Source organism: Pseudoclavibacter sp. RFBG4, from assembly GCF_002931515.1.
In the GTDB taxonomy this organism is placed as follows: Bacteria; Actinomycetota; Actinomycetes; order Actinomycetales; family Microbacteriaceae; genus Pseudoclavibacter.
In genome coordinates, this window is record NZ_PSYC01000039.1 from 13,715 (window position 1) to 25,996 (window position 12,282).

Genomic DNA, 12,282 nt, shown 5'->3' on the forward strand with positions numbered 1-12,282 from the left:
CAATTGGCTGTGTTTCGGGTCAGCGAACAGGCGTAGCATTCACCTGTTCTGTATCCCCGACCGGCCCCACGGCCTCCCCGGCGCGCACGCCCAGCGGTCACTCGGCGTCGGCCAGCCAGACCGTCGTATCGGTCGTCAGGAGACCGGCGTCCTCGACGTGCGCCACCTCGCTGCGGGCGAGCACTCTGAGCCCTTCAGGCAGAGCAACCGGCTGATCTCCGAAGTTGGTGATCACCGTGACGTCGCCGTTGCGATACGCGAGCACCTCGTCGCCGAAGCCGTCGACCCACGCGAAGCGGGCATCCCCCATGCCGAGGTCGTGCTCGCGGCGCAGCGCCAGCAGGGAGCGGTACAGGTTCAGCGTCGAGGAGGCGTCGTGCACCTGCTCGCTGCGCGCGAGCTCCGCCCACAGCTCCGGCTGCGGAAGCCACGACTCTCCCGTCGCGCTGAAGCCGTAGCTGTCGCCATCGGCCTCCCACGGAATCGGCACCCGGCAGCCGTCACGGCCGTACAGCTCGCCCTCCGAGCGGATGAAGATCGGGTCCTGCCGGGCCTCGTCCGCGAGGTCGATGACGTCGGGCAGGCCGAGTTCCTCGCCCTGGTACAGGTAGCTGGAGCCCGGCAGCCCGAGCATGAGCGCCGTCGCGGCGCGTGCGCGCCGCTCGCCGATTACGGGGTCAGGCTGGCCGGGGGTCTTCGGGCCGACGCCGGCTCCGTGCGCGTTCGGCTCGGTCAGGGCGAGGCGGGTCGCGTGGCGCACCGTGTCGTGATTCGAGAGCACCCAGGTGCTCGGCGCACCGGACGCGGCGAACGCGGCGAGCGACCGGGTCACGACCTCCTTCTGGCCATCCGCATCCCACGGGGCGCGCAGGTAGGCGAAGTTGAAGGTCTGGTGCAGCTGGCCAGGGCGAACCCATTCGGCCATCTCCTCGACGCTCGGCAGCCACGCCTCGCCGCACAGCACGCGGTCGCCGTCGTACTCGGCGGCGACGAGGTGCCAGGCGCGGAAGATCTCGTGGACCGCCTCCTGTCCGAGGTACGGGGTGCGGGGGTCGCCGACGATGGGCAGGTCGCTCTCGACGGGGATGTAGTCCGGCAGGCCGTCCTCCTTCGCGAGGCCGTGGGCCACGTCGATGCGGAAGCCGTCGACGCCACGGTCGAGCCAGAAGCGCAGGATGTCCTCGAAGTCCCGGTGCACAACCGGGTTTGACCAGTCGAAGTCGGGCTGCGTGGAGTCGAACAGGTGCAGGTACCACTGGCCGGGCGTGCCGTCTGCCTCGGTGAGACGTGTCCACGCTGGCCCCCCGAAGAGCGACTGCCAGTTGTTCGGCGGCAGCTCGCCGTGCTCGCCCTTGCCCTCGCGGAACAGGTAGCGCGCACGCTCCGGGCTGCCGGGGCCGGCGGCGAGCGCGGCCTTGAACCAGGCGTGCTCCGACGAGGAGTGGTTGGGGACGATGTCGACGATGATGCGGATGCCCCGCTCGTGGGCCGCCTCGAGCATCAGGTCGAATTCGTCGAGGGTGCCGAAGACGGGGTCGACGTCGCAGTAGTCGGCGACGTCGTAGCCGGCGTCGTTGAGGGGCGACGGGTAGAACGGGGAGAGCCAGATGGCGTCGATCCCGAGGTCGGCGAGGTCCGGGATGTGCGCCGTGACGCCAGCGAGGTCGCCGATGCCGTCGCCGCTCCCGTCTGCGAAGGAGCGCGGGTAGACCTGGTAGATGACGGCTGAGCGCCACCATTCGGATCCTGGGATGGTGTCCTTGGCGAACTGGGCCTCTGTGGGTGCATCGTTGAGCGTCACCACGACAGGCTAGTGGATGCGGCGTGCCCCCTGTCCGCTGGACAGGGGGCACGTCGTCGTCGAGCGCCGGTGAGCGCGGTCGCTGTTAGATGGACAGCTAGAGGACCTTGCCGAGGAAGTCCTTCGTGCGCGACTCCTTCGGGTTCCCGAAGAGCTCGTCGGGAGTGCCCGTCTCGACGATCTTGCCGTCGGCCATGAACACGACACGGTCGGCGACTTCGCGCGCGAAGCCCATCTCGTGGGTGACGAGGGCCATCGTCATGCCCGACTTGGCGAGGTCGCGGATGACCTGGAGCACTTCGCCCACCATCTCCGGGTCGAGGGCGCTCGTCGCCTCGTCGAAGAGCATGATCTCCGGGTCCATGGCGAGCGCGCGGGCGATCGCCACGCGCTGCTTCTGGCCGCCGGACAGCTGCGAGGGGCGGCGGTCCATGAGGTGGTCGAGGCCCACTCGGCGCAGCAGCTCCTCGCCGCGCTTGTTGGCCGCATCCTTCGTGACGCCCTTGATCTCGCGGGGCGCCAGCGTCACGTTCTCGAGCACCGTCATGTGCGGGAAGAGGTTGAAGTGCTGGAACACCATGCCGATGCGCTGGCGAACCTTGTCGAGGTTCGTCTTCGGGGCGGTGATGTCGTCGTCGTCGACGAAGACGTGCCCCTTCGTGACCTCTTCGAGGCGGTTCAGGCAGCGGAGCAGCGTCGACTTCCCGGAGCCGGACGGGCCGATGATCGCGATGACCTCGCCGTTCGCGATCTCGAGGTCGATGCCCTTGAGCACCTCCACGGGTCCGAAGGACTTGTGCATCTCGACGACTCGCACGCGCGGCTGGCCCGAGTTGACCGCGTCGAAGCGACCGGTGAATGGCGTCTGCTCCACGGCTGACGCATCCGACGCTGAGTTGTTCACGTCACTCATTTGTTGAACCTCTTGTCGACGTAGTTGGAGAGGACCGTCAGCAGGTAGATGACGATGAAGTAGAGCACGCCGACGACGAGCCAGATCTCGAACGACCGGAAGGTCGAGGCGATGACGATGCGGCCCTGGTAGGTGAGCTCAGCGAAGCCGAGGACGGACAGCAGAGAGGTGTCCTTCAGCGTGATGATGAACTGGTTGATGAGCGACGGCGTCATGATCTTGAACGCCTGCGGCAGCACGACCCGGCGCATCGACTTGCCGCGAGTCAGGCCGAGCGAGCGCGCCGCTTCCATCTGGCCGGGGTCGACCGACTGGATGCCGGAGCGCACCGTCTCCGTGATGTACGCGCCGGCGTTGAGGCTCAGCGTGATCACACCGGCGGTGAGCGCGTCGAGCGAGATGCCCGTCACGGCTGGCACGCCGAAGTAGAAGAAGAACGCCTGCACCAGCACCGGGGTGCCTCGGAAGATGTTCACGTACGTGGAGGCGATGCCGCGAAGCAGCACGTTCTTCGAGATCTTCAGGAAGCCGAACGCGAGGCCCAGGATCATCGCGAAGACGAGCGAGAGGGCGGTGGCGAGCAGCGTGTAGCCGAGGCCGACCATGAGCGACGGGAAGGCGGCGACGACGAGCTCGAAGAAGCCGAGCTGGCCCGATTCCTCCTCGCTGCCGAGGTAGCGGTCGCTGATCGTCGCGAGCACGCCAGTGTCCTCGGCGTTGGCGAGGCCGGCGTCGAAGAGCTCGAGGAGCTCGGGGTTCTGGCCCTTGAGGACTGCGAAACCGTACTCGCCACCCTCGATGGGGTCGGTCACCGTCATGAGGCCGTTGCCCTGCTGGATGCCGTACTGCAGCACCGGGAAGTCCTCGAAGAGCGCGACGGAGTTGCCCGTCTGCACCTCCGCGATCATGTCGGCGGTGTCGGAGAACGTGCGGATCGTGAAACCGTATTCGGAGGACAGCTCCTCGGCGGTGGTTGCGCCGACCGTGCCGGTCTTGACGGCCACGTTCTTGCCGGCGAGGTCCTCGTAGCCGGTGATGCTGGTGTCGCCGTCCTTGACGGCCATCTGCACGCCCGAGGTGAAATAGGGCTCCGAGAAGTCGAAGACCTGCTTGCGCTCGTCCGTGATGGTCATGCCGGCGATGATGCCGTCGGCCTGGCCGGACTGCACGGCCTGGAGGGCGGCGTCGAAGCCGAGCGGCTTGATGTCGATCTCGAAGCCCTGGTTCGCGGCGATGGCACGGATCAGGTCCATGTCGATGCCGAGGAGTTCGCCGTTCTGCTCGAACTCGAAGGGCGCGTAGGTGTTGTCCGTCGCGATGACGTACGAGCCCTTGTCCTTGGGGGTGTCGACGGCGAAGAGCGGGTTCTTGGGGAGCGTTCCGGGGCCGTCGTCCTCGATGACCTCGTTGCCGAGGGTGACGACGCCGCCGGAGATCTTGGTCGCATCCGGTGCGCCATCTCCGAGGTACTCGTCGAGGATGCCCTGGTAGGTGCCGTTCTCGACGACGTTCTTGAGTCCGTCGTTGAAGGCCTCGCGGAGTTCCGCGTTCTGGCCCTTGTTGACGGCGAAGCCGTAGGAGGAGGCGCGCTCGGGCTCGGTGACCGTCTTGAGGTTGATCTCGCCGGTCTCGATGCCGTACTGGAGGATCGGGAAGTCGTCGAAGACCGCGACCGAGTTGCCGCTCGTGACGTCGTTGAACGCGTCGGACGCGTCCTGGAAGCCCGTGACGGTGAAGCCGATCTCCTTGCCGAGCGTCTCGGCGAAGGTGAAGCCCTCTGTGCCGTTCTTCGCGGCGACGGTCTTGCCCTCGAGGTCTTCGTAGCTGGTGACGTCGTTGTTGCTCTTGGCGACGGCCATCTGGATGCCGGAGTCGAAGTAGGGGTTCGAGAAGTCGAACGTGCCCTTCCGCTCGTCGGTGATCGACATTCCGGCGATCATGCCGTCGACGGCGTTGGTCTGCACTGCCTGCAGCGCGCCGTCGAAGCCGAGCGACTTGATCTCGACGTTGAAGCCCTGATCTTCCGCGATGGCGTTGATCAGGTCCATGTCGATCCCGCGGAGCTCGCCGTCGATCTCGAACTCGAACGGCGCCCACGTGGTGTCGGTGGCGATCGTGTAGGTCTGTCCCTCGACGGCGCTCTTGCCGATCGTGGCCGCTTGCGCGGTTCCCGCGATGGCTCCACCGGTCAGCAGCAGCAGCAGTGCGACCGCGATGACGGACAGGACTTGGTTTCGTGAGTCTGCGACTCGTTGCAGGAGTGAGGTGAGCGAAGTTCGCATCGTGCTCCTCGGCCAGGGCAGTTTCTGGAGGAGCGATTGGAACCTGGCGGAACCCGGCGCAGCCCCCGCTTCTGCCGGTCTGTCAGCAGCCGCAGATCGCAGCAACCGAATTGTGAGCGCAACGCTACCTGGCTGGGAGTCTGCTGTATGACACGACCCGCAGATCGTGCTCGCCTTGTGATGTTCTCGCGATCGCGTCTGGAGTGTCGAAGGCGCGAACCGTTGGCGTTCTCGTGATTACGCTTGGCTGGGCCGGATCCGCGGCCGGGGTCGGCGAAGGGCGGAACGATGCGGGACGAGAACGACGTCACCTTGCTGTGCGAACCGTATCTGGTGCTGCCAGACGCCTCGGGCGTGGAGGTCGCCTGGGTGACGGACGGGGAGGCTCGCGACTCCCGCCTCATCGTCGTCCCGATCGGGCTCGGCGAGCGTCTCGGGGAGCTGTCGGTCGGGGAGCTGAAGGATCCTGCGCTCGCGAGCTCGCTGCCGGGCGCTCAGGTGACGAGGTCCGCTGGCGTTCGACTGCCCGCGATGGCGGAGGACCGCGAGAGCTTCCTCACAGATGGGCTCGAGGACCTCCGGAACGCACTCGAGACGGAGACGACGGTCGCTCGTGAGGTGTGGCGCCAGTCGGCTCGAGCCTCGGGGCTGGAGCCCGGAGTCGACTACGCGTATCGCGTCGTGAGCGGCGCCGCCGCCTCCCGGGTCGCGCGCCTCTCCGCATCCCCCTCAGCCGACGCTCCCCTCCTGCGCCTGCTGCTGACGAGCGACCACCAGCTCGGCGCTCCCGTCCCCGCCGCCATGCGGCACGCGAGCGAAGCCGCTGGTCCCTTCGACGCCGTGCTGTACGCGGGCGACTTCGTGAATATCCCCGACCGCGCCTCTGAGTGGTTCGACGATGCTCGCGGCTCCGCGTTCTTCCCGTCCATGCGAGACATCCTGCCGAGCACGCCGATCTTCTCGGTGGTCGGCAACCACGAGGTCCAGGGCAGGCGAGAGCCTGGGCGGACGCTTTCGGAGTCCTTCGAGGGCTCGTTGCCCGTGCGCGTGTCCGACGACGGTCTGAGCCTCTCGAACTACGAGACCCTGTTCCCCTCGCCGTCCGGCTCCCGCTTCTACGCGGTCACCTTCGGCGGGGTGCGCATCGTCGCCCTCAGCGCGACGCGGGTGTGGCGTTCCGACCGGGCCGACGACGACCCCGCGGCTCGCCTCGTATCGAGCCGCTACCAGGAGGCCGAGCACGCGCTCGGGGATCCGCTGGCTCAGCGCTACGGATCGCACATCGTCGACGACCTGCAAGCCGGCAGCCCGCAGTACGAGTGGCTGCGCCGCGAGCTCTCGAGCCGCGCCTTCACGGAGGCGAGGCTGCGCGTGGTCGTCATGCATGAGAGCCCGCACAGCATCGGCGTGAACGCGATGCCGCACTTCGCGCATCCCGTTCGCCTCGAGGAGCGCGACGGACTCGGCGAACTGACCGGCGTGCGCTACGACTACCCGTCGGCCGAGAGCATCCTGCTGCGCGACATCGCACCGCTGTTCGAAGCTTCGCGCGTCGACCTCGTCATCGGCGGGCACTCGCACCTGTGGTCGAGGTTCGCCTCAGCGGCGGGCGTGCAGTACCTCGAGACGTCGCACGCCGGTAGCACACACGGGGCATTCGATCGGAGCAGCGGCCGCCGTCGAACGCGCCCGCCGTTCCGGTGGAACGCGCACGATGCCGTGGCGCAGGGTGACGCGGGCGGCCTCGACCCGATCGTTCCGACGCGTGCCCCTCGGCTCGGAGCGGCCGGCGAGCCACTCCCCTACGTCGCGGAGCAGGGGCTGAGCGTGTTCACCGTGCTGACCGTGTCTGCGGGTGCGGGTGCAGGCGCAGGTGCGAAAGCGGATGCGGCTGGCATCGTCGAGAGCTACCTGTACGACGCCCGGACCCCCGAGGTGCCGGCTCAGGTCTTCGATGCGTTCGGCGTCGGCGAGGCGTGAGCCGCTCGGTCGCGCGCGTTCCTGAGGAGCTTTGGGCCGATCGTCCAGAGGAGCAGCACGAGCACGGCCACGGCTCCGCCTGCCCAGATTCCGGCGGTTGGCGAGACCACGAAGTCGAACACGAAGAGCACGATGCCCACGAAGAGCAGTGACGCTGCGATGAGGCAGAGGATGAGGATGACGCTGGCGGCGTGGACGAGCTGCGCTTTCGCCCGTTCCCCGAAGAGGATGCGATGCAGCATGACGGGCGCGAGCGCGAGGAGCGTGACGAGGACGGCGAAGATGACGAGGCATAGGTAGAGCACGTGATCGAACGGCCCAAGCTCCGTGAAGCGTTGCTGGAACGGCAGCGTCAGCAGGAAACCGGCCATGATCTGCGTGCCGGTCTGCAGCACGCGGAACTCCTGCATGAGCTCGCTCCAGTTGCGGTCCGAGCGTTCGTTGGGGGTCTCGTCTCGTCCGTCATCGGACGTGGTGTCGACGTCGCTGTCGATCATGGCTTCTCCTGCGGTTCTGGGAGGCGTTCGCCCATCGCTCGTCCCGCCGGGTGCCCGGCACGCGACTCGAGGCGTGCCGGGCTCAGCGGTCAGGCGAGGTCGCTGATGCCGTCCTGGCGTCGGCGGTCCTGCGATCCTTCGTCGTCGACGGCGCCGTCGCCGGTCTCGAACTTCTCGTCGCGATGTTCCTGGCGGTGCTCTTCCTGGTGCTCGTGCTCTTCGCGCAGCTCTTCGTTCTTGTCGTGTCCCATGGGGTCTCCTCGATCGTCTTCGGCGCATCGTTGCGCAGCCCGCGCGGCGGAGTGCCGCAGGCTGAGCGTAGCGCTCGGCGCTTGGATCGCGGCAGGAATTGGCTCCTACACACCAGGACGAGAATGTCCCTGACTCCGCACCGGGCAGGGCTGCCAAGGTCGAGGGCTGTGTTGTGGTCGTCACAACGCAGCGGAAGCGACCAGAAGTCCGCTCCCGACCTTGCGGGCAGCGGTTCGCCCGCCGGGCGCGGAGCGCTGCTCGGCGGGGGGGGGGGCGCCGGAGACGCCTCGAGGCGGTGCCCACCAGGAGTCCTGGTTGGCACCGCCTCGAGGGTGGCGCATGGTGGAGAGAGCTGGGCTTAGAAGTCCCAGTCCTCGTCTTCCGTGTTGACGGCCTTGCCGATGACGTAGGAGGAGCCCGACCCGGAGAAGAAGTCGTGGTTCTCGTCGGCGTTCGGCGAGAGCGCCGACAGGATCGCCGGGTTCACGTCGGTGACGCTCGAGGGGAACATGGGCTCGTACCCGAGGTTCATGAGCGCCTTGTTGGCGTTGTAGTGCAGGAACTTCTTGACGTCCTCGGCGAGGCCGACTTCGTCGTACAGGTCGTGCGTGTACTGCACTTCGTTCTCGTAGAGCTCGAAGAGCAGCTCGAACGTGTAGTCCTTGAGCTCCTGGCGCTTGGCCTCGTCGACCAGCTCGAGGCCCTTCTGGTACTTGTAGCCGATGTAGTAGCCGTGCACTGCCTCGTCGCGGATGATGAGGCGGATGAGGTCGGCCGTGTTGGTGAGCTTGGCGTGGCTCGACCAGTACATGGGCAGGTAGAAGCCCGAGTAGAACAGGAACGACTCCAGCAGCGTCGACGCGATCTTCCGCTTGAGCGGGTCGTTGCCGTGGTAGTAGTTCATGACGATCTGCGCCTTGCGCTGCAGGTTCTCGTTCTCCGTCGACCAGCGGAACGCGTCGTCGATCTGCGGCGTGCTCGAGAGGGTCGAGAAGATCGACGAGTAGCTCTTGGCGTGCACCGACTCCATGAACGCGATGTTCGTGTAGACGGCCTCCTCGTGCGGCGTCAGCGAGTCGGGGATGAGGCTGACCGCGCCCACGGTTCCCTGGATCGTGTCGAGCAGCGTGAGCCCCGTGAAGACGCGCATGGTGAGCGTCTGCTCTGCAGGCGTGAGCGTGTTCCACGACTGCACGTCGTTCGACAGCGGCACCTTCTCGGGGAGCCAGAAGTTGTTGACGAGTCGGTTCCAGACCTCGACATCTTTCTCGTCTGGGATGCGGTTCCAGTTGATCGCCTGGACCTTCTCGAGAAGGTGGCTCGTCTCGGCCTGCGGGTTCATGTGCGTGGAGTTCTTTTCTGTCGCGTTCGTGCGGGAATGGTCGGGCAGCTCACCCGGAGGCAGGCCTCACTCGAGAGCAGGGCCGACTCGAAAGCAGGGAGGGGCCTACAGCATGCAGCTGACGCAGCCGTCGACCTCGGTGCCCTCGAGCGCGAGCTGGCGAAGACGAATGTAGTAGATCGTCTTGATGCCCTTCTTCCACGCGTAGATCTGCGCGCGGTTGATGTCGCGGGTCGTCGCCGTGTCCTTGAAGAAGAGCGTCAGCGACAGGCCCTGGTCGACGTGCTGCGTCGCCTCGGCGTAGGTGTCGATGATCTTCTCGTAGCCGATCTCGTAGGCGTCCTCGAAGTACTCGAGGTTGTCGTTCGAGAGGTAGGGCGCCGGGTAGTAGACGCGGCCGAGCTTGCCTTCCTTGCGGATCTCGATCTTCGACGCGATCGGGTGGATCGACGAGGTCGAGTGGTTGATGTAGCTGATCGAACCGGTCGGCGGAACCGCCTGCAGGTTGCGGTTGTACATGCCGTGCTTCTGCACGAGCTCGCGCAGCTCGGCCCAGTCGGCCTGCGTCGGGATGTGCATGCCCTCGAAGAGCTCGCGGACGCGCTCCGTCTTGGGAGCCCACTCGACGTCGACGTACTTGTCGAAGAACTCGCCCGTCGCGTAGGTGGAGCGCTCGAAGCCCGCGAAGGACTTGCCACGCTCGGTCGCGATGAGGTTCGAGGCGCGGATCGCGTGGAACACGACCGTGTAGAAGTAGATGTTCGTGAAGTCGAGAGCCTCTTCTGAACCGTAGAAGATGCGCTCGCGGCCGAGGAAGCCGTGCAGGTTCATCTGGCCGAGGCCGATGGCGTGCGACTCGTCGTTGCCCTTCGCGATGGAGGGTACCGACGCGATGTGGCTCATGTCGCTGACGGCGGTGAGGCCGCGGATCGCGGTCTCGACGGCCGTCGCGAGGTTGCGCGAGTCCATGGCGGCGGCGATGTTCATCGACCCGAGGTTGCAGGAGATGTCGTTGCCGATGGTCTCGTAGCCGAGGTCGTCGGTGTACGTCGTCGGCGAGTTGACCTGGAGGATCTCCGAGCACAGGTTCGACATGTTGATGCGGCCCTCGATCGGGTTCGCACGGTTCACCGTGTCCTCGTACATGATGTACGGGTATCCGGATTCGAACTGGATCTCGGCAAGCGTCTGGAACAGCTGGCGTGCGCTGATCTTCGTCTTCTGGATGCGTGCGTCGTCGACCATCTCGTAGTACTTCTCCGTGACGGAGATGTCGCCGAACGGCTTGCCGTAGACGCGCTCGACGTCGTACGGGGAGAAGAGGTACATGTCTTCGCCGCGCTTGGCGAGGTCGAACGTGATGTCCGGGACGACGACGCCGAGCGACAGCGTCTTGATGCGGATCTTCTCGTCGGCGTTCTCGCGCTTGGTGTCGAGGAACCGCATGATGTCGGGGTGGTGCACGTTGAGGTACACGGCTCCAGCACCCTGACGCGCGCCGAGCTGGTTCGCGTAGGAGAAGGAGTCTTCCAGCAGCTTCATGATCGGGATGATTCCCGAGGACTGGTTCTGGATCTGCTTGATCGGCGCACCCGACTCGCGGATGTTCGACAGGTTGAAGGCGACGCCGCCCCCGCGCTTCGAGAGCTGCAGGGCGGAGTTGATGGAGCGGCCGATCGACTCCATGTTGTCCTCGATACGGAGGAGGAAGCAGGAGACGAGCTCGCCTCGCTGCTTCTTGCCCGTGTTGAGGAACGTCGGGGTCGCGGGCTGGAAGCGCCCGGCGATCATCTCGTCGGCGAGCGACGTGGCGAGGGTCTCGTCGCCCTGCGCCAGGCCGAGCGCGACCATGAGCACGCGGTCTTCGAAGCGCTCGAGGTAGCGCTTGCCGTCGAACGTCTTGAGCGCGTACGAGGTGTAGAACTTGAAGGCGCCGAGGAAGGTCGGGAAGCGGAACTTCTTCGCGTAGAGGCGGTTGCGGAGCCCCTCGATGAAGGAGTGCGCGTACATCGCCAGGGTCTCGGGCTCGTAGTACTCGTTCTCGACGAGGTACTCGAGGCGCTCCTCCAGGTCGTGGAAGAACACCGTGTTCTGGTTGACGTGCTGGATGAAGTACTGGTGAGCGGCTTCGCGATCCTTGTCGAACTGGATCTGGCCGTTCTCGTCGTACAGGTTGAGCATCGCGTTGAGCGAGTGGTAGTCGAGCGTGTTCGCCGCGGTTGGTGCGTTCATCGTGATGACACTTGCGTCGTCGAGAGCGGTTGTTGCTGCCAAAACCTGTCCAATCCAGAGTTGACTGCGGCGACGTCGTCTGGCGTGCCGAAGAGTTCGAAGCGATACAGCGTGGGTACGCCGCACTTCGAGGAGATGATGTCGGCGGCGAGGCCGTAGCCTTTGCCGAAGTTCGTGTTTCCGCCGGCGATGACGCCGCGGAGGAGCTCGCGGTTGCGTGGCTCGTTGAGGAATCTGATGACCTGCTTGGGGACGGCCCCGCGCCCATCTCCCCCGCCGTAGGTGGGGAGGATGAGCACGTAGGGCTCGTCCGCGACAAGCTGGGGTTCGCTCGGGAAGAGCGGGATGCGGCTCGCTGGCCGGTCGAGCTTCTCGACGAAGCGGCGCGTGTTCTCGGAGACGCTCGAGAAGTAGATGAGCCCGGTCATGGGTGCAGTCCCTTCTTCATCCGCGTCATACCTTGATGCGCGTCATGAGTCGCGTTTCGAGATGCGAGCGCTCAGAGCGGTGAACGACGATCAGCGCAGTGAGCGTCGCTCGGTGCGACGGCTAGGCCGTTGCGAGAGCAGCCAGCTGGCTGATCTTGTCGGGGCGGAAGCCCGACCAGTGGTCATCGCCCGCGATGACGACGGGAGCCTGCATGTAGCCGAGCTCCTTGACGGTCTGCAGCGCCTTCTCGTCTGCGGAGACGTCGAAGATCTCGTACTCGATGCCCTGCTTGTCGAGGGCACGGTAGGTGGCGGTGCACTGCACGCATGACGGCTTGCTGTAGACGGCGATTGCCATGGTTTTCTCCTGGTTCCTAAGTGCTTGGGGAGTGCTATTCGTGCAGTGTGTTGAAAGCGTCTCGCCCGGTCTCTCGCGGCCCTGCCGTAGCAGTCTCACGCGGTGCCAGGTGGATGAACCCCCGTTGTGTCGCAGTTTCCCGCGGCCACTACATCTTGTGCTCGATGAGGCTACCACCACTAGATAGGGTGTTACAA

At 65.9% G+C, this 12,282-nt stretch carries 10 protein-coding genes; 1 reads left to right on the top strand and 9 read right to left on the bottom strand.

What is annotated here, in order from left to right:
• Positions 1–97: 97 nt before the first annotated feature.
• The 3 genes from C5E10_RS14630 to C5E10_RS14640 all read right to left on the bottom strand — a co-directional run bounded on the left by C5E10_RS14630 (position 98) and on the right by C5E10_RS14640 (position 4,996).
• Complete coding sequence (locus C5E10_RS14630; protein WP_258071159.1) at positions 98–1,801, bottom strand: glycoside hydrolase family 13 protein; 1,704 nt, start codon at positions 1,799–1,801, stop codon at positions 98–100.
• 97 nt (positions 1,802–1,898) lie between these two features.
• Complete coding sequence (locus C5E10_RS14635) at positions 1,899–2,603, bottom strand: amino acid ABC transporter ATP-binding protein (protein ID WP_181062797.1); 705 nt, start codon at positions 2,601–2,603, stop codon at positions 1,899–1,901.
• A gap of 107 nt (positions 2,604–2,710) precedes the next feature.
• Positions 2,711–4,996: an amino acid ABC transporter substrate-binding protein/permease gene (locus C5E10_RS14640; protein ID WP_104299278.1), complete on the bottom strand. Its 2,286-nt coding sequence runs from the start codon at positions 4,994–4,996 to the stop codon at positions 2,711–2,713.
• 288 nt (positions 4,997–5,284) lie between these two features.
• On the opposite strand from C5E10_RS14640, the gene C5E10_RS14645 reads away from it, so the two are divergent.
• On the top strand, positions 5,285–6,976 hold the full coding sequence (locus tag C5E10_RS14645) for a metallophosphoesterase (RefSeq protein WP_104332262.1): 1,692 nt from the start codon (positions 5,285–5,287) through the stop codon (positions 6,974–6,976).
• On the opposite strand, the gene C5E10_RS14650 is transcribed toward C5E10_RS14645, so the two are convergent.
• From C5E10_RS14650 to nrdH, 6 genes are all read right to left on the bottom strand, one after another.
• A complete protein-coding gene (locus tag C5E10_RS14650; protein WP_104332263.1) occupies positions 6,940–7,473 on the bottom strand; it encodes a DUF6328 family protein in 534 nt (177 codons plus the stop codon). The two genes, C5E10_RS14645 and C5E10_RS14650, sit on opposite strands and share 37 nt — an antisense overlap.
• An 89-nt stretch (positions 7,474–7,562) precedes the next feature.
• The gene (locus C5E10_RS19210) at positions 7,563–7,724 is read right to left on the bottom strand and encodes a hypothetical protein (RefSeq protein WP_181062788.1); all 162 of its coding nucleotides are present in this window, start codon (positions 7,722–7,724) and stop codon (positions 7,563–7,565) included.
• 359 nt (positions 7,725–8,083) lie between these two features.
• Positions 8,084–9,067, bottom strand: a complete 984-nt coding sequence (gene nrdF, locus C5E10_RS14655) for a class 1b ribonucleoside-diphosphate reductase subunit beta (RefSeq protein ID WP_104241767.1) — start codon at positions 9,065–9,067, stop codon at positions 8,084–8,086.
• Positions 9,068–9,172: 105 nt separating this feature from the next.
• On the bottom strand, positions 9,173–11,299 hold the full coding sequence (gene nrdE, locus C5E10_RS14660) for a class 1b ribonucleoside-diphosphate reductase subunit alpha (protein WP_104241769.1): 2,127 nt from the start codon (positions 11,297–11,299) through the stop codon (positions 9,173–9,175).
• Positions 11,296–11,727, bottom strand: coding sequence for a class Ib ribonucleoside-diphosphate reductase assembly flavoprotein NrdI (gene nrdI / locus C5E10_RS14665; RefSeq protein ID WP_104241771.1), 432 nt, complete (start codon positions 11,725–11,727; stop codon positions 11,296–11,298). The genes nrdE and nrdI overlap by 4 nt, the downstream gene beginning before the upstream one ends.
• A gap of 121 nt (positions 11,728–11,848) precedes the next feature.
• Positions 11,849–12,085, bottom strand: a complete 237-nt coding sequence (gene nrdH / locus C5E10_RS14670) for a glutaredoxin-like protein NrdH (RefSeq protein ID WP_068478736.1) — start codon at positions 12,083–12,085, stop codon at positions 11,849–11,851.
• Positions 12,086–12,282 lie beyond the last annotated feature (197 nt).

Excerpts from the sequence above, each read along its gene's own strand:
- nrdI (WP_104241771.1), bottom strand. The coding sequence starts at position 11,727 with ATGACCGGGCTCATCTACTTCTCGAGCGTCTCCGAGAACACGCGCCGC.
- nrdH (WP_068478736.1), bottom strand. The coding sequence starts at position 12,085 with ATGGCAATCGCCGTCTACAGCAAGCCGTCATGCGTGCAGTGCACCGCC.
- C5E10_RS14635 (WP_181062797.1), bottom strand. The coding sequence starts at position 2,603 with ATGCACAAGTCCTTCGGACCCGTGGAGGTGCTCAAGGGCATCGACCTC.
- nrdF (WP_104241767.1), bottom strand. The coding sequence starts at position 9,067 with ATGAACCCGCAGGCCGAGACGAGCCACCTTCTCGAGAAGGTCCAGGCG.
- C5E10_RS14645 (WP_104332262.1), top strand. The coding sequence starts at position 5,285 with ATGCGGGACGAGAACGACGTCACCTTGCTGTGCGAACCGTATCTGGTG.
- C5E10_RS19210 (WP_181062788.1), bottom strand. The coding sequence starts at position 7,724 with ATGGGACACGACAAGAACGAAGAGCTGCGCGAAGAGCACGAGCACCAG.
- nrdE (WP_104241769.1), bottom strand. The coding sequence starts at position 11,299 with ATGAACGCACCAACCGCGGCGAACACGCTCGACTACCACTCGCTCAAC.
- C5E10_RS14640 (WP_104299278.1), bottom strand. The coding sequence starts at position 4,996 with ATGCGAACTTCGCTCACCTCACTCCTGCAACGAGTCGCAGACTCACGA.
- C5E10_RS14650 (WP_104332263.1), bottom strand. The coding sequence starts at position 7,473 with ATGATCGACAGCGACGTCGACACCACGTCCGATGACGGACGAGACGAG.